This is a genomic window from Pantoea stewartii subsp. stewartii (genome assembly GCF_008801695.1).
Classification (GTDB): Bacteria; Pseudomonadota; Gammaproteobacteria; order Enterobacterales; family Enterobacteriaceae; genus Pantoea; species Pantoea stewartii.
Window position 1 is genome coordinate 53,192 of the sequence record NZ_VZPF01000009.1, and the last position, 21,821, is coordinate 75,012.

The following is a 21,821-nucleotide window of genomic DNA, read 5'->3' on the forward strand; positions in this document are numbered from 1 at the left end:
TCGTTGCGCAACGAATAATTTTGATTAAGTTACTGATATATAACTTTTTATTTTATAAACAAGGCTGGCATGACTCTTGCAAAATGTTCAAACAGAGACCAGGGTTAAGGCACAGGGCGACATTTACCCCGCCCGGCAGAGGAAACATTATGCTGACATATACGGACGCGGCGATTCGCGCCAGCTTCTTCGATTTTGCCGCAGTGGCACACGATCCCGAATCGATACTGGCGCAGGCACGCTATCTGGACGATGGCGTGCTGACGCTGCGTGAAGGGCGTGTTGTCGATCTGCGTCCCTGGCAGGAGAGCACAGACAGCCTGAATGCAGGCGGCATGATTGACCTGCGCGGTAAGCTGATCATCCCGGGCTTTGTCGATTGCCATATTCATTATCCGCAAACGGAAATGATCGGTGCCTTTGGCGAGCAACTGCTGGAGTGGCTGAATCAGTACACTTTTCCCGTGGAAGCGCAGTATCACTGCCCGGATTATGCCGCGCAGATGTCAGCATTTTTCCTGCAGCAGTTACTGGCGAACGGCACGACCAGCGCGTTGATTTTCGGCACGGTGCACCCGCAGTCGGTAGATGCGCTGTTCAGCGCAGCCGAGGCGCTTAATATGCGTATTATCGCAGGCAAAGTGATGATGGATCGCAATGCCCCGGACTACCTGACAGAAACGCCAGAAGAGAGCTATGCCCAGACGGAGGCGCTGATTGCGCGCTGGCACGAGCGCGGCCGCCTTAATTATGCGCTGACGCCGCGTTTCGCTCCGACCTCTTCTCCGGCGCTGCTGGAGAAAGTTCAGGCGCTTCGCCAGCGTCACCCGGATGTCTGGGTTCATACGCACCTTAGCGAAAACCCCCACGAAGTGGCCTGGGTGAAGCAGCTTTTTCCTGACCATAACGGTTATCTGGATGTGTATCATCAGTATCAGCTGACCGGGCGCCGCAGCGTATTCGCGCACTGTCTGCATCTGGAAACACAGGAGTGGCAGTGCCTGCATGATACGAACTCCGCCATAGCATTTTGCCCCACCTCAAACCTGTTTCTGGGCAGCGGCCTGTTCAATATCCAGCGGAGCTGGCAGCAGGGCGTTAACGTGGGCATCGGCACCGATGTAGGCGCCGGCACCACCTTCAATATGCTGCAAACGCTGGGAGAAGCCTACAAAGTGGGGCAACTGCAGCAGTACAAACTGAGCGCCGCAGAAGCGTTTTATCACGCCACACTGGGCGGCGCCCATGCGCTGGATCTCGACAAACACATCGGTAACTTCGCCCCGGGCAAAGAAGCGGACTTTGTGGTGCTGGATCCCGCCGTGTCCGCCTTGCAGAGGTTACGCATGGCAAACAGTAAAGATATCTGGGAAAAACTGTTTGTGCTGATGACGCTCGGCGATGACAGAAATATCGTACAAACCTGGGTTAACGGTCGCCCGGTCTGGCAATCCGCAGCAAAGGAGAACGCCGCATGATTCAGTTCCTGCTTAATGACCGTCCGGTGACAGAAGAGCAGCTCGATCCCAATCTGACGGTCCTGTCGTATTTGCGCACGCATCAGCGTCGCTGCGGCACCAAAGAGGGCTGTGCCTCCGGCGACTGCGGCGCGTGTAGCGTCACGCTGGGCAGTGTCGTAGACGGGAAGCTCACCTACCAGACCGTGAACAGCTGCCTGATGCTGGTCAGTGGGTTACAGGGTAAGCAACTCATTACGGTTGAGGATTTACGCCAGGGAAAAAGCCTGCATCCGGTACAGCAGGCAATGGTGGACTGCCATGGCTCGCAGTGTGGATTCTGTACGCCGGGTTTTGTCATGTCGCTGTTCAGTCTGCAAAAAAACCAGCCTGAGTGGAATCGTCAGCAGGCCGAACATGCGCTGGCGGGTAACCTGTGCCGCTGTACCGGCTACCGTTCCATCATGGCGGCTGCCGAGCAAAGCCTGAGCGATGTTCAGCCCGACAGCTTTGATCGTCAGGCACAGCAGGTGACTGAACAGCTGATGAACCTGACACACGAGGCTATCCAGACGCTGGAAAAGAACGGTCGCACCTGTTTTATCCCGAAAACCGTGCAGCAGCTTGCCGAATGCTGTATCGCCCATCCTGATGCCGCATTGCTGGCGGGCGGCACCGATCTCAGCCTGCTGATTACCCAGCGCGACCAGCATCTCACCAAAATGATTGCCCTGGGGCAGGTTGACGCACTGAAAGCCTGCGGCGAGGACGATAAACACTATCAACTGGGTGCCGCTGCGTCGCTGGAGCACATTGCCGATTTTATGGCGACGCGCATTCCGGGTTTTGCCGGAATGCTGACGCGCTTTGCCTCGCTACAAATTCGTCAACTCGGCACGCTGGGCGGCAACCTTGCGAACGCTTCGCCGATTGGTGATGCCTCGCCTACGCTGCTGGCGCTTAATGCATCGCTACTGCTGCAGCACGGCGACACGCAACGCACCGTGCCGCTCGATGGCTTTTTCACGGGCTACCGACAGACAGTGCTAAGGCCGGGGGAGTTTATTCACACCATTCTGATTCCTAAAGTGACAGTGTCACCGGATTTCGTGGCCTGGAAAGTCTCAAAACGACTGGATGACGACATTTCAGCGGTGTTTGCCGCCTTTAATATTCATACCGATAACGGCATCGTCACGCGTGCGCATATTGCATTCGGCGGTATGGCGGCAACGCCGCTTCGTGCGGTCGCCTGTGAACAGGCGCTGTGTGGTGCCGCTTTATCGCCGGAAACGCTGGCGAGAGCCTGTCAGGCGCTGGAAGCGACGTTTCAGCCGCTGAGCGATTTCCGGGCCAGCGCAGATTACCGTCTGCAGGTCGCCTGTAACCTGTTGCGTCGTTATGTTTACCGTTCAAACGGACTCGCCATCACAGAGGTAAGCCGCTATGTCTCATAATCGTCCGGCATTGCCTGAATCTGCGTTACCCGTCCTGTTCGCCAGCGATATGACCACGGGCGTAGGACGCAGTCAAAAACACGAAAGTGCGGAAAAACACGTCTCCGGTGAAGCGCAATATATTGACGATAAAGCAGAACAGCCGGGCTTACTGCACCTTTGTCCGCGTCTGAGCGACCACGCGCATGCGCGTATTACACGCGTCGATCTGCAACCCTGTTACGCGGTTCCGGGCGTAGTACGCGTACTGACCTGGCAGGATGTGCCCGGCGTCAATGATATCGGGCCCTTGCAGCCAGGCGATCCGCTTCTGGCACAGGATATCGTCCACTATGTGGGCCAGATTGTGATTGCCGTACTGGCCGAAACGCCTGAAGCGGCGCGTCAGGGCGCTAACGCGGCGATGATTGAGTACGCCAGTCTTCCGGCGCTGCTGGATGTCGAAGACGCGCTGAAGCAGGGCAGCTTCGTGCAGGAACCCCATATTCATCAGCGCGGTGACGTTGAGGCGGCACTGGCGCGCGCGCCGCATCGGGTTCAGGGGGCGTTCCACATTGGCGGACAAGAGCATTTCTATCTGGAAACGCAAACCGCCTTGGTGATTCCCGGCGAAGACGACGCATTGCAGGTCTTTTGTTCGACGCAGAACCCCACTGAAATTCAAAAGCTGGTGGCCGAAGTCATGGGCATCACCATGAACAAGGTCACGATTGATATGCGGCGTATGGGCGGCGGATTTGGCGGCAAGGAAACCCAGGCCGCCGGTGTTGCCTGCCTGTGTGCTGTCGCCGCCAGGCTGACCGGGCGCGCCGTGAAAATGCGCCTCGCGCGGCGTGATGACATGCGTATTACCGGCAAACGGCATCCGTTTTTTGTGCGCTACGACGTGGGGGTTGAGGATGACGGCCGCTTGTGTGGCGTGAAAATCGATCTGGCAGGTAACTGTGGTTACTCACTGGATCTCAGCGGATCGATTGTGGATCGGGCAATGTTTCATGCCGATAACGCGTACTACCTCGGCGATGCGCGGATTACCGGTTACCGCTGCCGCACCAATACCGCGTCCAATACTGCGTTTCGCGGGTTTGGCGGTCCGCAGGGCATGGTGGCGATAGAGCAGATTATGGACCATATCGCCCGCGAGCGCGGAATCGATCCGCTGACGCTGCGTAAACGGAACTACTACGGTAAACACGAGCGCAATATCACGCATTACCACCAGCAGGTGAAAGATAATCTGCTGGATGAGATCACGGAACAGCTGGAAATCAGCAGTGATTACCACACGCGGCGGGAAGCCATCGCGGCCTTTAATGCCAGCAGTCCGCTGCTAAAACGCGGTCTTGCGCTGACGCCGGTGAAGTTTGGGATTTCTTTCACCTCAAGTTTTCTCAACCAGGCCGGTGCGCTGATTCTGATCTACACCGATGGCACAGTACAACTCAACCACGGCGGAACGGAAATGGGCCAGGGGCTCAATACCAAAGTGGCGCAGATTGTCGCGCAGGTGCTGCAAATCGATACCGATAAGATCCAGATCACCGCCACAGACACCGGCAAAGTGCCCAATACATCGCCGACCGCGGCTTCCAGTGGTACGGATCTGAACGGCAAAGCGGCGCAAAATGCGGCGGAAATCCTGCGTGAACGCATGCGCACTATGCTGTGTTCGCTGCATAACTGTCTCCCCGAGGCGGTAAGTTTCAACAACGGCGTGGTGCGCGCAGGCGATCACTATTACACGTTCGCTCAGGTCGCCCAGCTTGCCTGGCTTAATCAGGTGCCGCTCTCCGCGACGGGATATTATCGCGTGCCTGGCATCCACTACGATCGTCAGGCTGATCGGGGCGAACCGTTTTACTATTTCGCTTACGGGGCCGCCTGTTGCGAAGTGATTGTGGATACGCTGACGGGCGAATACCGGTTATTACGGGCGGATATTCTGCATGATGTCGGGGCCTCACTGAATCCAGCCATTGACATCGGTCAGGTCGAGGGCGGCTTCGTGCAGGGGCTGGGCTGGCTGACCTGTGAGGAACTGGTCTGGAATGACAAAGGCCAGTTGATGACGAACGGTCCGGCCAGCTACAAAATTCCGGCAATCAGCGATGTGCCCGCCGATATGCGCGTCACACTGGTCGAAAACCGTAAGAATCCGCAGGATACTGTATTCCATTCCAAGGCAGTGGGCGAGCCGCCTTTCATGCTGGGGATCGCCGCCTGGTGCGCATTACAGGATGCGGTCGCCAGTCTCGCGGACTATCGCCAACATCCGGGGCTGGACGCGCCTGCTACGCCGGAGCGGGTATTCTGGGGCGCACAGCGTATGGCCGGGAGGCGTGGATGATTTTCCATGACTGGATAAGCATCCTGCACCATCTCCGTGAAACGCGCCAGCCTTGCGTACTGGTCACTGTGCTGCGCGATCGTGGCTCGGTACCCCGGGACGGCGGCGCTAAAATGGTGGTGACGGCGAAGGAAACCTTTTTAACAATTGGCGGCGGACATCTGGAATTTCAGTGTATCGCGCAGGCCCGCGCACTGCTGGAAAGCGGGCAGGCAAGCCCGCACACAGAGGATTTCAGTCTGGGGGCACGGCTGGGCCAGTGCTGCGGCGGCATGACCACCATGTTATTCGAACCCCTGTTGCAGGCACAGCCGGAAATCCTGGTATTTGGCGCGGGCCATGTGGGTCAGGCGCTGGTGAATGTGCTGGCAACGTTACCCTGTCACATTAACTGGATTGACAGCCGGGAAAATATTTTTTTATCTGTGCCGCCCGGGGTGCGCATCCAGCAGCCTGACGATCCGCTGGACGCAGTGGCTGAGGCGCCCGCTGGCAGCTATTATATCGTGATGACGCACCACCATCCGTTGGATCTTGCGCTCTGTGAAGCCATTCTCAAACGGGGAGATTTCCACTACGCGGGCGTCATTGGCTCGCAGACAAAAAGCCAGCGCTTTCGCTATCGTCTGGCCGGCAAAGGCATCGACGACGTCCGGCTGGCGCGCCTGCGTTGCCCGGTGGGCTTACCCGATGTAAAAGGGAAACTGCCCGCCGAAATCGCCGTGGCGATTGCGGGTGAGATTATTGCGGTGTACCAGCAACAACGCGGATAGGTTGTTCTACCCGAGGCGACCTGCCACTATGAAACACTGTGTAGACTATCAGGAGCGCCTATGAACGCCCGTCAAAACCCTTTCTTTAGCGTCAGCAGTCTGCCTTATCACACGCCACCGTTTGACCAGATTCAGGAAACGGACTTTTTGCCCGCGCTGCAGGCCGGTCTCGAAGAGAAACGTCAGGAAGTCCTGGCCATTGCCACATCCGCTGATGCCCCGACGTTCCAGAATACCTGTGAAGCGCTGGAGAAAAGTGGCCAGCTGCTGACCCGGGTAAGCCTGGTGTTTAATGCCATGACCTCGGCGAATACCAGCCCCTATTTACAACAGATCGATGAAGAGATTACGCCGCAACTGACCGCGCTTAATGATGAGATCATGCTGAATCGTCCGCTGTTTTCACGCATCGATCAGGTCTATGTGCAACGAAACCAGCTGGATGCCGAATCCAGACGTCTGGTAGAAATTCTCTGGCAGCGCTTTCAGCTTGCCGGTGCCAATCTGCCCGAAGCGCAGAAACAGCAACTGAAAACCCTGAATCAGGAGGCGGCGCGGCTCAGTACCCAGTTCACGAATAAGCTGCTGGCGGCCACGAAGGCCGGCGGTCTGGTCGTCGAGGATGTGCAACAGTTAGCCGGTCTGAGCGCGTCCGATCTGGCCGTCGCCAGGGCCGCCGCGAAGGCGCGTGGTCTGGAAAACGCGTGGCTGTTGGTGCTGCAAAACACGACGCAACAGCCCGCACTGCAATCGCTGACGGTGCGCGCAACGCGCCAGGCCCTGTTTCATGCGGCCCTGACGCGCAGCGAGAAAAACGATGATAACGATACCCGACAGTTAGTGCTTCGGCTGTCACAGGTGCGTGCCGAACAGGCGAGGCTGTTAGGATTCGCCAGTTTTGCGACCTGGCAACTGCAGGATCAGATGGCCAAAACGCCCGAGGCCGCTCTGGCGTTTATGCGTAATATTGTGCCTGCCGCCCGGGCAAGGGCCGAACGCGAAGCCGCGGCGATTCAGCAAACGATCGATAAGCAGCAGGGGGATTTTATCCTCAGCGCCTGGGACTGGAATTTCTACGCCGAGCAGGTCAGGCGGGCCCAGTACGATTTAGATGAGAATCAGATCAAGCCCTATTTTGAGCTCAACACGGTACTGGAACAGGGCTTTTTCTGGGCGGCCACGCAGCTTTATGGTATTACGTTCGCGCAACGTCACGATCTGCCGGTTTACCATCCGGATGTACAGGTGTACGAAATTTTCGATGCTGACGGGAGCGGGCTTGCGCTGTTTTACACGGACTTCTTCAAACGCGACAGTAAAGGCGGTGGTGCCTGGATGAGCAACTTTGTTAATCAGTCCACGCTCCTCGACAGCAAACCCGTGATTTACAACGTCTGCAACTACACGCAACCCGCGGAGAGGGAACCCGCACTCCTGAGCTGGGATGAGGTGATAACCCTGTTTCATGAGTTCGGGCATACGTTGCACGGCCTGTTTGCCAGCCAGCGTTATCCCAGCCTGTCCGGCACAGCAACGCCACGTGATTTTGTTGAATTCCCTTCACAAATCAACGAGCACTGGGCCAGCGAGCCACAGGTGTTTCGTCATTATGCCCGCCATTACCAGACGGGTGAGCCGATGCCCGCCGAGCTGCATGAAAAAATCATCAGGGCGGGCAAGTTTAATAAAGGCTACGAGATGAGCGAGCTGCTGGCCGCCGCGTTGCTGGATCTACACTGGCACAGCCTGGATGGCGGTCAGCCGGTACAGTCCGTTGACGGATTCGAGCAACAGGCGCTGCGCAGTGATGATCTCGATATGGCGGCCGTCCCGCCGCGCTATCGCTCCAGCTATTTCCAGCACATCTGGGGCGGTGGCTATGCCGCGGGTTATTACGCTTATATCTGGACGCAGATGCTGGCGGATGACGGCTATCAGTGGTTTGTCGAAAACGGCGGACTGACGCGCAAAAATGGCGATATTTTCCGCCAGAAGATCCTGTCTCGCGGCAACAGCAGTGATCTCAAAGCGTTATATGAAGCCTGGCGCGGGGGCGAACCGAAGCTTGAGCCGATGTTAAAAAATCGCGGCCTGGCCGACTGAGCAACAAAGGGCGGAGAATCCGCCCTTTGTTTTTTTACCCCAGCGGACCGCCTTCAATGGTCTCGCACAAGCCCGCCAGTACGCGCTCGCCGGTTTCATTTCTTAATGACTGATACCACTCCGACGTCATCACCGGATCTTTTGCATGCGTGATATCACAACGCTTGCGCGCTTTTAAAACCAGGTCTTTGACACGGTCAACGCGGCGCGCCTGATAACGCAGCAGCGCATCTTCGATGCCAAGCGAATGCGCAGCCAGGGCTGAAGCCAGTACAATGGCATCTTCCATCGCGGCACAGCCGCCCTGACCAATATCCGGCGTGGTACTGTGCGCGGCATCGCCAAGCAGCACCACCCGGCCTTTCACGAAGCGCTGAAACGGCTCGATATCGTGAATGTCAACCCGGTTGGTGGTGTCCACATCAATGGCCGCAATCAGTTTTTGTACCGGGGCTGCCCAGCCGCTGAAATAGCGGCGCAAATCGTCACGCGCGGTAGTGCGGTCCTGTTCCAGCCCCGCAGGCAGCGGGACATCAAAGAAAAAGTAAAAGCGGTTTCCGCTTACCGGCATTAACGATACGCGCTTGCCATCCCCTACAAAGGTTGTCCACTGGTCCGCAGGCGCGATGGACTCATCAATGTTCACCAGACCGTTCCAGTTCACATAGCCCGCGTAACGGCGTGGCAGCTTTTCCCCCAGCACATAGTCCCGCACAACAGAGTGCGTGCCGTCTGCCGCGACCAGAAAATCGCCTTCAGCCTGGCTGTTGTCTTCGAAGGTGGCGACAACGCCCGTGGCGTGCTGTTCCACCTGCACGATACGTTTACCAAAATGCACTCTGTCGCGGCCGTAGGCATCCAGTAGCATGGCCTGCAACTCGGCGCGGGCAATCGGATAGGGGAATTCACCTACCTGCTGCACCAGTGGCGATAAACTGAACCGTGTCAGGGTTTCACCCGACAATGCATCCTTATAGGCCATAAAGGCCATATTACCGCCCAGCGCGCGGACTTTGTCTTTCAGGCCCAGCGAATTCAGGCATTTCACGCCATTAGGCCAGACCGAAATCGCAGCGCCGACGGGCCGAATGGTTTTTACCGCCTCATAGACTTCCGTCTGAAAACCCTGTTGCTCCAGCGCGAGGGCCGCCGTCATGCCGCCCATTCCGCCACCGATAACGATCGCTTTCATATGTTCTCTCCTTTGCATTGCGTCATATCTTGCAATTTTTGTTCCAGGCGATGAAAAGGCGGCAACCCGCATGAACAAGGCGCAACTCGCTGATATTGAGGAATAATCTTTCCAGCCTGCACGCAAACCGTGCAAAAGGCCGCACCGCGCCAGTGCAGGAATATTCTGTAAACCACATAAACCACGCGCTTTTAAGATGTTGCCTATGAAACATGCAATTCAGAGCGTGATATAGATCACGCCCTACGACAACGACTTCGGAATCTTTCATGAAAATTGGCATCAGCAATACGCACTATCCGGAGCAGCGCAATATCCTGGTGAATCCGGACAATCACTACATCAACCTGAAAAAGCGCAACCTGTTTTATTTCCTCAATCCGCTGCGTACACGTTTACTCAAGAAGAATAAACGCTTTGTGTTTGTCCCCGTGCCCTTCGCAATAGGGGAGAAGCCCGATATCCTGCATCTGTTTAATGAAGTCGCCATTACGCCCATGAACTGGGTCGCGACCTTCGAGACTGAGCTGCCGCGTGTTCTACCTGTAGCGGGCGTCGCCAAGCAGGATAATCCTGAACTCAAACAACTGATTCCGTATTTGCTCAAGGATAACTGTTTTGGCCTGATCGCCATTTCCGATGCCACCTTGCATATTCAGATGAAGCTGTTTAAACCCGATGTCGCCGCGAAAATTCGCGCAAAAACGTTGGTGATGCATCCACCGCAAACCCTGTTTACGCAACAGAAGCGCCCACGGCAAAGCGATAAACTCCGCCTGGTGTTTGTTGGCAACGAGTTTTACCGTAAAGGCGGCGCAGAAGTCGTGCTGGCCATCAGCGAGCTGATTGAAACGGGACAGATTGATGCTGGCCAACTCGACGTTCAGTTGATTGGTGAGCTGACGAAACGTCATAATGTTGCCCATCGCGCTTTCCAGGATAACGACGCGTTTTATCGGGACATTGAAGATCGCATCACGCGCCATGCCTGCTTCACGCACCATTCCCGCAAGGATAATCGTGAACTGATGCAGTTGTTCCAGCAAAGCGATGTGGGGTTGCTGCCGACCTGGCAGGAAACCTACGGGTTTTCCGTACTGGAAATGCAGGCCAGCGGCTGTCCGGTATTGACCAGTAACGTTCGTGCGTTGCCTGAAATTAATCCGCCCACCGCCGGTTGGCTGATTGATGGCGAACTCAACGATGACCGCGAATATCAGGTCAACAGCGAAGCCGAGAAACACCGGCTACGTCGGGCATTAATAGACGGCATTAAGACAACCCTGCTGGACATTCTTGCGCAGCCACAGCAGTTAACGGAAAAAGGCGAGGGCGCGATTCTGCGCATCAAGCAGCAGCACGATCCGCGTCAGTATTGCGCCAGACTGAACGATATTTATCGCCGTGGCGTGGTCCAGGCCGTGGAACATCCGCCCGCGCTCTCAATTTAGCAAGATTTACCAGACGTTATGCGTCAGAGTCATCATACTTGTCTGACGCATATCTCTGGAGATCGGTTATGAAAAACTTGTATGCTCTGCTGCTGACCTGCTTCATGGGCAGCAGCGCCCTGGCGCAGCCCGCTCACACGTTTCCCCCTCGCACACCGTTGCCGCAACTCACGCCCGTCGCGGCGAAATGTGATCTCTCCAGCTGTCAGACTCGCTGTTATGTTGAGCAATCTCATTGTAATACGCGAAACTCAAGTGACTGCAGTACTCAGGCACAGCTCTGTGTGCAATCCTGTGCGGCACAGTGTCAATAACCTGTCACCTGAATGAGTACTGATGAAATCTTTTCTCACTGCATTACTGATTGCGTTTACCGCCAGCGCCCAGGCGGCTGACTTGTCGTCTCAGACCATCGCCGAACGGGTGAAAAGCGTGATTGATCCGCTGATGGCGCAGCAGGGCATTCCCGGCATGTCGGTCGGCGTGCTGTATAAAGGTCGCCCTCAGTACATTAACTTTGGTGTGGCCGATACCGCGAGCGACCGGCGCGTGACAGAAAATACGCTGTTCGAACTGGGGTCCGTCAGTAAGACATTCACGGGCGTGCTGGCGGGCGTGCTGATTCGCAACGGTGCGCTGCGTCTGAACGATCCGGTCTCCCGCTACTGGCCCGCGTTAAACGGCCCGCAGTGGCAAAGCCGATGGATGGTCCATCTTGCCACCTACAGCGCAGGCGGACTGCCGTTACATCTGCCCGATGAGGTAACCAGTCAGGATGAACTACTGGCTTACGCGCAGCAGTGGCAACCGGACGCCGCGCCGGGTACACAGCGTCACTATTCTCATGTCAGTATTGGTCTGCTGGGCTATTTGATGGTGAAGGGGGAATTTGAGGAGGCGATGCAAAAGGACGTTATCACGCCGTTGCGGCTGACACGCACCTTTTATACGGTGCCCCCGTCGATGATGTTTGATTACGCCTGGGGTTATCAGGACGGTAAACCGGTACGCGTCTCGCCGGGTATGCTGTCAGCAGAGACCAGCGGCGTGAAGTCCACCGCGCGCGACATGATGGCTTTTATGCAGGCCAATGCGAATCCTAATGGATTGTCGTCCGGGAATACGGCATTGCGAAATGGCATTCTGACCGCGCAGTCTCGTTACCTGCGCGCAGGTGAACTGTATCAGGGGCTGGGGTGGGAAATTTACCCCTGGCCCATTGACAGCCAGACGATCGTTACCGCCAGTGACACTCAGGCCGCGCTGTCCACACAGCCCGCGACCATTCTGAGCCCGGCTCAACCCATGGATCGCGCCAGTTGGGTGCATAAAACCGGCTCCACAAAGGGCTTTGGTGCCTATATCGCGTTCGTCCCGCAACAAAACAGCGGGGTAATCCTGCTGGCCAATAAAAACTATCCCAATCCGGAGCGTATCAAAGCGGCGGTTGCCATCATGGCTATGCTGGCATCGGACTGAACTAAAAATGGCCGCACAGGGCGGCCATCATATCGACGGAGATCGATGCGTTACACTGTGCCTGTACCGCCGTCTGAACACCACACCTGGCCCGAGGCAAAACTGCACTCATCGGAAGCCAGAGTGACATAGAGCGGTGCGATTTCAACCGGTTGACCGGGACGGCCCAGCGGCGCATCAGCACCAAACTGTTCCACTTTTTCCTGCGGCTGGCCGCCACTGGGCTGCAGCGGTGTCCAGTACGGACCTGGCGCAACGGCATTCACGCGGATGCCTTCCGGCCCCAACTGTTTTGCCAGCGCTTTGGTAAAGGCCACATTACAGGCTTTGGTCTGCGCATAATCCAGCAGGATATCGCTGGGTTTAAACGCCTGCACAGAAGAGGTATTAATAATCGCTGCACCGCGCGGCAGGTGAGCCAGCGCCGCTTTTGTTAACCAGAAGGGCGCGTAAACATTCGTTTTAAAGGTGGCATCAAAATCTTCGGTGCTCAGCGTAAGAATGGATTCATTAAACTGCTGGCGTCCGGCATTATTGACCAGAATATCCAGTCCGCCCAGTTTGTCGGCGGCTTCATTCACCAGTTTCTGGCAAAAGGCTTCAGAGCGCAGATCGCCGGGAATGGCGACGGCTTTACGGCCTTCGGCTTCAATCAGTTTAATCACTTCAGCCGCATCGGACTCTTCTTCTGGCAAATAGTTAATTGCCACATCGGCACCTTCACGTGCATAGGCGATGGCCACAGCGCGACCGATACCGGAATCTCCCCCTGTGATCAGGGCTTTACGGCCAGTCAGACGACCGTGACCACGATAGCTGGTTTCACCGTGGTCGGGTGGCGGGTCCATTTCGCTCGCCAGGCCGGGTGCCTGCTGCGGCTGCTGTCTGAACGGCGGCTTCGGGAAACGATCGGGATCGAGAATAGCCTTATTTGACGTTGTCATGCGTAAGCTCCTTAAACAGTCGTGTCAGAGAACTTAAGCCTGGCACAGATGTGATTTTTGTCACATTCATATGCTTATTATTTGCGCTCAGGCAGTTAAAAAAAGGCAAAAAGACGTTTTTAATCCCCTGAATTTACCGATAAGCGCAGCGGAAACAGTGGAATATAGGGCCAGCGGGGCCGCATTCAGGGGCGCAGACCAGTCTGGCAGGAAACAGAGAGGGCGTGCACGAAAGGGGAATAGCGCCTAAGTGGCTGAGAAACTAGCAGTTATTACGGGAGAAAATAAGAGATTGTATTAACAGTCATTAAGGGGGAGAATTGCTGCAGATTGAGTAACCGTGAATGTTTGTACAAATGTTTCAAAGATGTTACTATGAGTGTCCCGGCCAGCATCACTTTATATTTTGTGACGTCTGGCCGGACGTTTTCCCTAGTGTTGGCTGTTTTAGCGACCTGGCCGTACAGGTCAGGTTTTTTTTTACCGCTAAACAACTGAAGCCATTGTAACCTCTGAATGATTCATTGTAAGTTACTCTTAAGTATCATCTTGCCTGTACTATAGTGCAGGTTAAGTCCACGTTAAGTAAAAGAAGCAGCATGGAGCCTGAATGTTTTCTTTTTTCCTTGAAAATCAAACAATAACGGATACGCTTCAGACTTACATACAGAGAAAGTTATCTCCGCTGGGTAGTCCGGATTACGCTTACACTGTTGTGAGCAAAAAAAATCCTTCAAATGTTCTGATTATTTCCAGTTATCCTGACGAATGGATTAGGTTATACCGCGCTAACAACTTTCAGCTGACCGATCCGGTTATTCTCACGGCCTTTAAACGCACCTCGCCGTTTGCCTGGGATGAGAATATTACGCTGATGTCCGACCTGCGGTTCACCAAAATTTTCTCTTTATCCAAGCAATACAACATCGTTAACGGCTTTACCTATGTCCTGCATGACCACATGAACAACCTTGCTCTGTTGTCCGTGATCATTAAAGGCAACGATCAGACTGCGCTGGAGCAACGCCTTGCTGCCGAACAGGGCACGATGCAGATGCTGCTGATTGATTTTAACGAGCAGATGTACCGCCTGGCCGGTACCGAAGGCGAGCGAGCCCCGGCGTTAAATCAGAGCGCGGACAAAACGATATTTTCCTCGCGTGAAAATGAGGTGTTGTACTGGGCGAGTATGGGCAAAACCTATGCTGAGATTGCCGCTATTACGGGCATTTCTGTGAGTACCGTGAAGTTTCACATCAAGAATGTGGTCGTGAAACTGGGCGTCAGTAACGCCCGACAGGCTATCAGACTGGGTGTAGAACTGGATCTTATCAGACCGGCAGCGTCAGCGGCCAGGTAGTGACTGCGACGGGCGGACAGCCCGTACGTGACACCACATCACCACCGAGTTGCTGCTTGTCATCCTGACCTGCTGGCAGCGTCAGCAAATAGATACGTTCCTTTTCGGTCAGGAAAGCCTCTTTAATGACTTTGATTTGCCAGCCAGAGCGAGTGAGAATTTTCAACATCGCGCGGCTGACAATCGTATAGATATTGCCGTAGGCATTATTTTGCGCCCAGTTCACCATCGCTAAAAACAGGACCTGGCTGATAGGGTAGTGCTCACCTAACAGCGCACGTGCGCGGGCTTTGTCGACAAAAAAACGGCTGGATTCGGTACCATAGGCGGGCAGGGTGACATCACTGAAGCAGTGCTGAAAAGTGTGCGTGATCATGTTGGGACGATCGAGGCTGGTAAAACGTACGCTGCACACTAATTGTCCTTCGCAGATTCCCAGAATATAACGTGTACCGGGCCCATCAAATTCATCGGACTCCATTCCCTGACTGCAAATGACTTCCCATCCCAGACGATCGCTAAATGTTTTCTTGCGAAGTTTATAAAGTTCTTCTGAACGGGTGGTTTGCAGTTCTTCGTAACTGACGTCAAACAGTTCAAGCATTCCATTTCCTCTTAAAAGTTACTGCGGCCCTCGCGGTTATCCTGCACTGATTTTACAAGCTTTTCACTATGACGTTCAGTTAATTAACCATTATTCGAGCGAATGGCGTGGTTTTCTGTCTGTCAATGGGCAGGATAAAGCGTCTCAAGCGGTAAAACTGTCCCTGAAGGGATATTATTTGTCATAACGCGGCAGAACACAATACAAATAGTAACTAAACAATACTATTTCAAAAATGCATATTTTCCCAGTCGGTTTGTGCTAAAGGGGCATTTAACAGATTAATGCCAGATGCACATCGCTATTTTTCATCCCCGGTTCGCGCAAAATTTTATATTAGAGAGTAATCAATATGTCCTGTATCACAAACCACAGAAAAAACTAAAAAACATAATTTGGCTGTTAATTTCGGTAATTGTTGACCTGGCGCAGTTTACTAATACTTGAGCCGGGCCTGCCTGCGCGTGGGCCAGGGATAGCTGATTAAGACAGGTAATTACCGAATTATAAGGCGAATTATAATGACTATATCCTCTGAGCTTAAAACGAAAGAAAAACTGGGTTACGGCATCGGTGATGCCGCCAGTTCGATGGTATGGCAAACCGCCACCTTATTTCTGGCCTATTTTTACACGGATGTGTTCGGCTTACCGGCCGCGATTATGGGCACCATGTTTTTAGTGGTGCGCCTGGCCGATGCGTTTGTCGATCCCTGTATTGGGGCACTGGTCGATCGTACCCGAACCCGTCATGGCCGTTTTCGCCCGTGGCTCATGTGGTTCGCGATTCCGTTCGGCGTCAGTTGCCTGATCACCTTTTACGTGCCGGATGCAGGCCCGACCGCCAAAATTGTCTATGCCTGCGTCACCTATGCAATTCTCAGTTTTATTTATTCTGCTGTCAATGTGCCTTACTGCGCGATGCCCGGAGCCTTAACCCTGGATCCACGCGAGCGCCATTCGCTGCAATCCTGGCGGTTTGCCTGTGCGTTTATCGGCGGACTGGTGGTCACGGTGATCGGCCTGCCGCTGGTCGAATTGCTGGGGCAGGGAGACAAGGCAGAGGGTTACCTTTACGCCATGGGCCTGATGGGATTTCTGGGCGTGGTGTTAATCTACTGCTGCTTCTTTATGACGCGTGAGCGTTATTTACCCCACAACGATACAGCGGGGTCAATGTGGTCGGATCTCAAGCTGCTCGCTAAAAACAATCAGTGGCGCATCATTATTATTTTTAACATCCTGCTCCTGACCGCCGTCGTGACGCGCGGCTCATCGCCCCTTTATTACATGAATTATGTCTTACGGCGACCTGACCTGGTCTTTACTTTTATTGTTACGGGCATGATAGCCGCATTATGCGGTGCATTTTTATCAGAACGTATATTAGGAAAATTCGACCGCATTCGTGCTTATCAGGTCTGTCTTGTCAGTTTTGTTTTCTTTCTGACGGTCATTTATTTAATTCCACCGTCCCAGGTCTGGTTAATCATTGGGTTAAATATTGTTTTTGGCTTTGTTCAGAATCTGACCACGCCTGTTCAATGGAATATGTTTTCTGACGTCGTGGATTATGAAGAACATCGCAGCGGCAGACGTCTCGACGGCCTGGTTTTCTCAACCGCCTTATTTGCCATCAAATTTGGCCTGGCCATGGGCGGTGCCGTCGTGGGCTGGATCCTCGGTCTGGTGCACTACCAACCCGGCGTCGCTGCACAGTCACCCCAGGTCATTACCACCATCAACCTGATGCATAACATCATCCCCGGCGTGCTGTTTATCGCCATGCTGCTTCTGCTTTTTTTCTACCAACTTAACAGCCCGCGAGTCAATGCGATTGCCGAAGCGCTGGCGGCAAAACGCGCCGCAGAAGCCCGACACGATGCTGAAAACACAATTTGATCTCAGCGAAAGGAGAGAAACATGACCGAGATGTATAAGGATCCTCATCAGCCCATCGACGTACGCGTAGACGATCTGTTGTCGCGCATGACGGCCGAAGAGAAGTTCGCCCAGATGCACGCCTACTGGCTCATCCTGGATGAACAGGGCAATCATCAGCCGCGAAGCGATTTGAGCGATGACTTCACGGGCGTCAGCGAACACACCATCCTGAAGGCGCGGTTAACGCACGGCGTCGGTCAGATTACCTGTCCTTTGGGCACGCACATTGTTGATGCCGTCACTGGCGTGCGTGCCGCGAACCGTTTACAACGCGACCTGGTTGAAGGCTCGCGCCTTGGCATCCCGGCCCTGTTTAATGAGGAGTGCCTCGTGGGTTTACTCTGCAAAGGCGCTACGCTCTTTCCGTCCTCGCTTAACTACGGTTCTACCTGGGATGCCGGGCTGGTGAAACGGGCGGCACAGCATATCGGTGCCGAAGCGCGTTCCGTTGGCTGTAAGCAGGGGCTGGCTCCGGTACTGGATGTGTCACGGGATGTCCGCTGGGGCAGAACGGAAGAAACCTTTGGAGAAGATCCCTGGCTGGTGGGCGTGATGGCAACGGCCTATGTCGAAGGTTTACAGGGCGAGCGGCGCGATCTGCTGGCTACGCTGAAACACTATGCAGGCCATTCATTTAGCGAAGGTGCGCGCAATCATGCGCCTGTCCATCTCGGTTTTTGCGAACTGAACGACACGTTCCTGCTGCCGTTCGAAATGGCCGTAAAGCTGGCTAATGCCGGCTCGGTCATGCCCGCTTACCATGACATCGATAATCAACCCAGCCACAGCGATCGTTTTTTACTGACCGACGTGCTTCGGGAGCAGTGGGGATTCGATGGCCTTATCGTGGCGGACTATGGCGGCGTCAGTTTGCTACATCAGCATCACGGCATTTCGCAGGATGCGGCGGAGTCGGCGGCACTGGCGTTTAATGCCGGTCTGGATGTCGAACTGCCTAAGGATGACTGCGCGCGTCATCTGGCCGAGGCGGTATCCCGTCAACTGCTGTCGATGGAAACGATTGACCGTATTGTCAGCCGTATTCTGACAGAAAAATTTCGCCTGGGGTTATTCGACGATCCGTACATCCGTGAAGCGGACATTTGTCTTCAGCACGAGGAAACCCGTCAGGTAGCGCGTACGGTCGCAACACAGTCAATTACACTGCTGGAAAATAACGGGATTCTGCCGCTGAAAACCGGCGCGCGCGTGGCGGTAGTCGGGCCCTGTGCTGACGATCCGCTGGCTTTGCTGAGCGGCTACAGTTTTCCGGTTCACCTGATCATCAGCGATATGCTGGAAGAAACATCGCAGGTCACCACGCCGCTGGCCGCAATGCAACACTATCTGGGTGAACAGCAGGTCCGCTATGCCAAAGGGTGCCATATCATTGAAACCCGCACCGCCGGTGCGCCGGTTTTCCCGGGGGACAGCGGGGCGAAACCAATGCAGCAGTCGCCGGTGTCTCAGGACACCGGGTTGATTGACGAGGCGGTTGAGGTTGCCCGACAAAGCGATGTCGTGATTGCCTGCGTGGGGGATCTGGCGGGGTTGTTTCAAAGCGGCACCGTAGGCGAAGGATCGGATACCGACAGCCTGACTCTGCCCGGCGTTCAGCAGCCGCTGCTGGAGGCGCTGGCCGCCACAGGTAAGCCCCTGATTGTGGTGATGACGGGTGGGCGACCTTACAACCTGCAAGGACTGGAGGAGCGCGTCGCGGCCTTCATGCTCGCCTGGGCGCCGGGCCAGGAAGGCGGCTGGGCGATTGCCGATGTGCTGACGGGGCGGGCAGAACCGCAGGGGCGACTGGTGGTCAGTATCCCGAAAAACGTCGGCGCGATGCCGTTCTATTACAACCACAAACTGAAAAGCGGTGGAACGCCTATCGCGTTTCATTTTGGCGCACGCTATCCGTTTGGCTTCGGTTTGGGCTGGACGACGTTCGACTGGGGCGCGCCTCAGCCTGAACAGGATCAGGTCGCGATCGATGGCGAGATCCGCCTGCGGATCACCGTGACCAATTTTTCAGGACATAGCCCTGTTTCTGGTAAAAGGGCAGGGCCTGAAAGCTAAAGGTATCCACTTGTGCGCTGTGGCAGCCTCTGGCCACAGCCGCCTGTTCCGCAGCACGAATCAGCTCACCGCCCAGGCCCGCACCACGTTGGGCTTCACTAACCCACAGGTAATCAATACACAGCCAGCGGCCTTTAATGCTGCCAGCCAGTCCGCCTTGTAACGGCCCCTGATCGTGACGACACATGACCGACAGCGGTCCCCATAACGCCGTGTCAATAAACTGATGATTCCAGGCACGCAGCCCGGTAAAGAGATCCTGCTTGTCCTGCTCACTCAGCGTGTGAGTCACGGTCAGCGGAAAAGTGGTGTTAACGGGCCTGCTCATTTTTTGTCCTTATATCCCCTGCAAGGGATAATATTGCCGTTATCAAAAGGGGCATCAACGCTATAAATATCCCCTTCAAGGGATAAATTCTGATGAATGATGGAGCGCGCAAGATGATTTACAGTCCCCGGCAGTTAGCCAATCAGCTGAAACGCCTGCGTCAGCAGCAGGGCTGGACCCAAACCGACCTGGCCAAACGCGTGGGCCTGAAACAGGCAACGCTGTCTCATTTTGAAAATTATCCTGAGTCTACCTCACTGGAAACGCTGTTTAAAATTTTGCAGGCGCTGGATATTGCTCTGGCGCTGCAGATCAAAACGCCCCCGACCACGCTAGCGGAGGATGCCTGGTAATGGCAAAACTCATCGCCTGGATGAACGGTGAGCGGGTCGGAACGTTAATGCAGCATCATGACGGGACGCTGAGCTTCCAGTACGCTGCCAGCTGGCTTCAGCATCCGCTCACCCGGCCTCTCTCACTGTCACTGCCGCTGCAACGTGCCGCCCACCACTCAGTCAGGGTGAGCTATTTCTTCGAAAACCTACTAAGCCCCATCCCATTGACAGAAAAGGAAAAGAACCAAGCTTTCCAGACAAAATCCTGTGGGGTTTTCACCGTATTGCAAAAAGTGGGATACCGGTTACCGGGTGCACTTATCATGCTGCCGGTAAACCAGCAGCCCGTTGAGCTGGATGACGAATCCATAATGTCCGATATGGCCAGCGCACATGCCGACAGCGACAACGCCTTTCTGTGTCTTGCGCTGGCGCGTGAATTGGGCCTGCCTGTACCGGATGCCAGGCCGCTTCGCCAGGAAGGCGGGGGCTGGCAATTGTGCATCACGCGTGACGACCGTCGCTGGAATGCGGACCGGACGCAGTGCTACCGCCTTCCCACCGAAAACCTGTGCCAGGCGCTGGGATTCCCGCCCGCATGCAGTCATGAACAATCGGGCGGTCCGGGCCTTGAGGCACTGATGGGATTACTGATGGGATCGCGCAGCGCGCTTACCGATCGCGAAGCGATAATGCGTTGCCTGGTATTTCAGTGGTTAACAGGCATCACCAGTCTGGATGCCCGACATATCAGATTGTTCATCGAGCGCGAGGGGAGTTTTCGGCTGGCACCGTTTCGTTGTCTGGTCTCCGCCTGGCCCGCGCGCTCTCAGCGCAAAATGGACCGCGATGACATCCAGTTACCCCTTGGTGTCACTGGCCCGGCGGGCAAGCTGCATCGCATCACGCAGATCGCGCCCTCACACTTTCTGGGCAGTGCCCGCAGCGTGCGGTTCAGTGAGGAGCAGATGCACACTATCCTGAATGGCTTTGTGTCTGCTTTACCGGCTGCGATGATCCGGGTACGTGGCAGCCTGCCAGAAGAGGTTTCTCTGGTGGTGGCCGATGCGATTTTCAGCCATTCATTGCTGATGCTCGAACAGGTCCGTTCGCTGACCTGAAGGGATCATGACGTTTCCGGCTGGTAAATCAGATGTCCCGCCACGCCGCCTTTGCCCCCATCTTTGGGATGGTTCATGCCATCCGTCACGGGAACGGAGGCGAAATCAAAAGGGGAAACGCCTGTCAGGCACGCCGCGTTAACCCCGAACTGTTCGGGATTAGAGCGGCTCTGGTGGAAGGTGTAAATACCACAAACCGAGCAGAAATAATGCACCGCCTGTCCGGAATTAAAGCGGTATTCACTCAGCGCCGCTTTCCCTTTGTGGATCGTCAGCCCCGAAGCAGGGGCAAACACCACCACGGCACCGCGCATCCGGCAAAATGAACAGTTACAGCGTCGGGCCGTATTCAGTCCATCCAGCAGTTCAACAGTAAACGCAACCGCACCACAGTGGCACTGTCCTGAAGTGATTTCTGTCATCGCTTGCTCCTTTTTCATCCTGTCACGTTTCGCAGCGTGACAGAGGTGAGGGGTTAATGGCATAAAGACGAAAGGGAATTCAGCCAGGATATTGTGAATGCTTAACGTAAAAGACACCAGCATGACGCCGGAAGAGTGCAGACATTTTCTCACGCAGCACACGTTTGGAACGCTGGTGAGCAGCGATCTGCAAATCAGCCATATTCCGTTTTGCTTCAACGGTGAAAACGTTCTTGAAACACATCTGGCACGCAATAATCCGCAACGGGTTGCGCTGGCGCAGCAGCCGTGCCTGCTGAGCGTTCGTAAGCGTCACATTTAAACCGTCTGTGCAGCGGGCTCCGGTTCCGGGAAAATAGTGTCCATCATTTTTTAATGGACACTATCGCGTGAAACACCGGACATGGCTCCTTGAGGCGCTTCGCCTCCATT

At 55.1% G+C, this 21,821-nt stretch carries 18 protein-coding genes; 13 read left to right on the forward strand and 5 right to left on the reverse strand.

Annotation, left to right across the window (positions count from 1 at the left end):
* Positions 1 to 149: 149 nt before the first annotated feature.
* The 5 genes from guaD to dcp are packed head-to-tail and all read left to right on the forward strand — an operon-like array spanning position 150 to position 8,137.
* Positions 150 to 1,478, forward strand: coding sequence for a guanine deaminase (gene guaD / locus F7Q90_RS04075; protein WP_006119215.1), 1,329 nt, complete (start codon positions 150 to 152; stop codon positions 1,476 to 1,478).
* On the forward strand, positions 1,475 to 2,914 hold the full coding sequence (gene xdhA / locus F7Q90_RS04080; RefSeq protein WP_006119214.1) for a xanthine dehydrogenase small subunit: 1,440 nt from the start codon (positions 1,475 to 1,477) through the stop codon (positions 2,912 to 2,914). The genes guaD and xdhA overlap by 4 nt, the downstream gene beginning before the upstream one ends.
* Positions 2,904 to 5,261: a xanthine dehydrogenase molybdopterin binding subunit gene (xdhB, locus tag F7Q90_RS04085; protein WP_006119213.1), complete on the forward strand. Its 2,358-nt coding sequence runs from the start codon at positions 2,904 to 2,906 to the stop codon at positions 5,259 to 5,261. Before xdhA ends, xdhB begins: the two co-directional genes overlap by 11 nt.
* Positions 5,258 to 6,034: a xanthine dehydrogenase accessory protein XdhC gene (gene xdhC / locus F7Q90_RS04090; RefSeq protein WP_006119212.1), complete on the forward strand. Its 777-nt coding sequence runs from the start codon at positions 5,258 to 5,260 to the stop codon at positions 6,032 to 6,034. The genes xdhB and xdhC overlap by 4 nt, the downstream gene beginning before the upstream one ends.
* A 60-nt stretch (positions 6,035 to 6,094) precedes the next feature.
* Positions 6,095 to 8,137: a peptidyl-dipeptidase Dcp gene (gene dcp / locus F7Q90_RS04095; RefSeq protein WP_006119211.1), complete on the forward strand. Its 2,043-nt coding sequence runs from the start codon at positions 6,095 to 6,097 to the stop codon at positions 8,135 to 8,137.
* Positions 8,138 to 8,171: 34 nt separating this feature from the next.
* Here the strand turns inward: dcp and hpxO are convergent, their stop codons facing one another.
* The gene (gene hpxO, locus F7Q90_RS04100; RefSeq protein WP_006119210.1) at positions 8,172 to 9,329 is read right to left on the reverse strand and encodes an FAD-dependent urate hydroxylase HpxO; all 1,158 of its coding nucleotides are present in this window, start codon (positions 9,327 to 9,329) and stop codon (positions 8,172 to 8,174) included.
* Positions 9,330 to 9,598: 269 nt separating this feature from the next.
* Here hpxO and F7Q90_RS04105 point away from each other — a divergent pair, with 269 nt between their 5' ends.
* The gene (locus tag F7Q90_RS04105) at positions 9,599 to 10,780 is read left to right on the forward strand and encodes a glycosyltransferase family 4 protein (protein WP_006119208.1); all 1,182 of its coding nucleotides are present in this window, start codon (positions 9,599 to 9,601) and stop codon (positions 10,778 to 10,780) included.
* 336 nt (positions 10,781 to 11,116) lie between these two features.
* Positions 11,117 to 12,259 (forward strand): class C beta-lactamase, encoded by a 1,143-nt coding sequence (ampC, locus tag F7Q90_RS04115; protein WP_006119207.1) that lies wholly within the window; start codon positions 11,117 to 11,119, stop codon positions 12,257 to 12,259.
* A gap of 50 nt (positions 12,260 to 12,309) precedes the next feature.
* On the opposite strand, the gene F7Q90_RS04120 is transcribed toward ampC, so the two are convergent.
* On the reverse strand, positions 12,310 to 13,203 hold the full coding sequence (locus tag F7Q90_RS04120) for an SDR family oxidoreductase (RefSeq protein ID WP_006119205.1): 894 nt from the start codon (positions 13,201 to 13,203) through the stop codon (positions 12,310 to 12,312).
* 610 nt (positions 13,204 to 13,813) lie between these two features.
* On the opposite strand from F7Q90_RS04120, the gene F7Q90_RS04125 reads away from it, so the two are divergent.
* Positions 13,814 to 14,563, forward strand: coding sequence for a helix-turn-helix transcriptional regulator (locus tag F7Q90_RS04125; protein ID WP_006119203.1), 750 nt, complete (start codon positions 13,814 to 13,816; stop codon positions 14,561 to 14,563).
* Here the strand turns inward: F7Q90_RS04125 and F7Q90_RS04130 are convergent.
* On the reverse strand, positions 14,535 to 15,167 hold the full coding sequence (locus tag F7Q90_RS04130; RefSeq protein ID WP_006119202.1) for an acyl-homoserine-lactone synthase: 633 nt from the start codon (positions 15,165 to 15,167) through the stop codon (positions 14,535 to 14,537). The genes F7Q90_RS04125 and F7Q90_RS04130 overlap by 29 nt on opposite strands.
* 521 nt (positions 15,168 to 15,688) lie before the next feature.
* Between F7Q90_RS04130 and F7Q90_RS04135 the strand changes: the two genes are divergently transcribed.
* Positions 15,689 to 17,068 carry an MFS transporter gene (locus F7Q90_RS04135; protein ID WP_006119200.1) on the forward strand — a complete coding sequence of 460 codons (1,380 nt, stop codon included), beginning with the start codon at positions 15,689 to 15,691 and terminating at the stop codon, positions 17,066 to 17,068.
* 21 nt (positions 17,069 to 17,089) lie between these two features.
* A complete protein-coding gene (locus F7Q90_RS04140) occupies positions 17,090 to 19,183 on the forward strand; it encodes a glycoside hydrolase family 3 N-terminal domain-containing protein (protein WP_006119199.1) in 2,094 nt (697 codons plus the stop codon).
* Here F7Q90_RS04140 and F7Q90_RS04145 read toward each other — a convergent pair.
* Complete coding sequence (locus F7Q90_RS04145) at positions 19,119 to 19,511, reverse strand: GNAT family N-acetyltransferase (RefSeq protein WP_006119198.1); 393 nt, start codon at positions 19,509 to 19,511, stop codon at positions 19,119 to 19,121. The two genes, F7Q90_RS04140 and F7Q90_RS04145, sit on opposite strands and share 65 nt — an antisense overlap.
* 113 nt (positions 19,512 to 19,624) lie before the next feature.
* Between F7Q90_RS04145 and hipB the strand changes: the two genes are divergently transcribed.
* Entirely contained in the window at positions 19,625 to 19,864 is a 240-nt protein-coding gene (hipB, locus tag F7Q90_RS04150; RefSeq protein ID WP_006119197.1) for a type II toxin-antitoxin system antitoxin HipB, read from the forward strand.
* On the forward strand, positions 19,864 to 20,967 hold the full coding sequence (locus tag F7Q90_RS04155; protein ID WP_006119192.1) for a HipA domain-containing protein: 1,104 nt from the start codon (positions 19,864 to 19,866) through the stop codon (positions 20,965 to 20,967). The genes hipB and F7Q90_RS04155 overlap by 1 nt, the downstream gene beginning before the upstream one ends.
* Positions 20,968 to 20,972: 5 nt before the next feature.
* Here the strand turns inward: F7Q90_RS04155 and F7Q90_RS04160 are convergent, their stop codons facing one another.
* Positions 20,973 to 21,389 carry a GFA family protein gene (locus F7Q90_RS04160; RefSeq protein WP_006119187.1) on the reverse strand — a complete coding sequence of 139 codons (417 nt, stop codon included), beginning with the start codon at positions 21,387 to 21,389 and terminating at the stop codon, positions 20,973 to 20,975.
* Positions 21,390 to 21,486: 97 nt separating this feature from the next.
* Between F7Q90_RS04160 and F7Q90_RS04165 the strand changes: the two genes are divergently transcribed.
* The gene (locus tag F7Q90_RS04165) at positions 21,487 to 21,711 is read left to right on the forward strand and encodes an FMN-binding negative transcriptional regulator (RefSeq protein ID WP_006119185.1); all 225 of its coding nucleotides are present in this window, start codon (positions 21,487 to 21,489) and stop codon (positions 21,709 to 21,711) included.
* The last annotated feature ends 110 nt before the right edge of the window (positions 21,712 to 21,821 follow it).

Bases quoted from the DNA above. Each gene is read 5' to 3' on its own strand.
- guaD (WP_006119215.1), top strand. From the start codon at position 150: ATGCTGACATATACGGACGCGGCGATTCGCGCCAGCTTCTTCGATTTT.
- xdhA (WP_006119214.1), top strand. From the start codon at position 1,475: ATGATTCAGTTCCTGCTTAATGACCGTCCGGTGACAGAAGAGCAGCTC.
- xdhB (WP_006119213.1), top strand. From the start codon at position 2,904: ATGTCTCATAATCGTCCGGCATTGCCTGAATCTGCGTTACCCGTCCTG.
- xdhC (WP_006119212.1), top strand. From the start codon at position 5,258: ATGATTTTCCATGACTGGATAAGCATCCTGCACCATCTCCGTGAAACG.
- dcp (WP_006119211.1), top strand. From the start codon at position 6,095: ATGAACGCCCGTCAAAACCCTTTCTTTAGCGTCAGCAGTCTGCCTTAT.
- hpxO (WP_006119210.1), bottom strand. From the start codon at position 9,329: ATGAAAGCGATCGTTATCGGTGGCGGAATGGGCGGCATGACGGCGGCC.
- F7Q90_RS04105 (WP_006119208.1), top strand. From the start codon at position 9,599: ATGAAAATTGGCATCAGCAATACGCACTATCCGGAGCAGCGCAATATC.
- ampC (WP_006119207.1), top strand. From the start codon at position 11,117: ATGAAATCTTTTCTCACTGCATTACTGATTGCGTTTACCGCCAGCGCC.
- F7Q90_RS04120 (WP_006119205.1), bottom strand. From the start codon at position 13,203: ATGACAACGTCAAATAAGGCTATTCTCGATCCCGATCGTTTCCCGAAG.
- F7Q90_RS04125 (WP_006119203.1), top strand. From the start codon at position 13,814: ATGTTTTCTTTTTTCCTTGAAAATCAAACAATAACGGATACGCTTCAG.
- F7Q90_RS04130 (WP_006119202.1), bottom strand. From the start codon at position 15,167: ATGCTTGAACTGTTTGACGTCAGTTACGAAGAACTGCAAACCACCCGT.
- F7Q90_RS04135 (WP_006119200.1), top strand. From the start codon at position 15,689: ATGACTATATCCTCTGAGCTTAAAACGAAAGAAAAACTGGGTTACGGC.
- F7Q90_RS04140 (WP_006119199.1), top strand. From the start codon at position 17,090: ATGACCGAGATGTATAAGGATCCTCATCAGCCCATCGACGTACGCGTA.
- F7Q90_RS04145 (WP_006119198.1), bottom strand. From the start codon at position 19,511: ATGAGCAGGCCCGTTAACACCACTTTTCCGCTGACCGTGACTCACACG.
- hipB (WP_006119197.1), top strand. From the start codon at position 19,625: ATGATTTACAGTCCCCGGCAGTTAGCCAATCAGCTGAAACGCCTGCGT.
- F7Q90_RS04155 (WP_006119192.1), top strand. From the start codon at position 19,864: ATGGCAAAACTCATCGCCTGGATGAACGGTGAGCGGGTCGGAACGTTA.
- F7Q90_RS04160 (WP_006119187.1), bottom strand. From the start codon at position 21,389: ATGACAGAAATCACTTCAGGACAGTGCCACTGTGGTGCGGTTGCGTTT.
- F7Q90_RS04165 (WP_006119185.1), top strand. From the start codon at position 21,487: ATGCTTAACGTAAAAGACACCAGCATGACGCCGGAAGAGTGCAGACAT.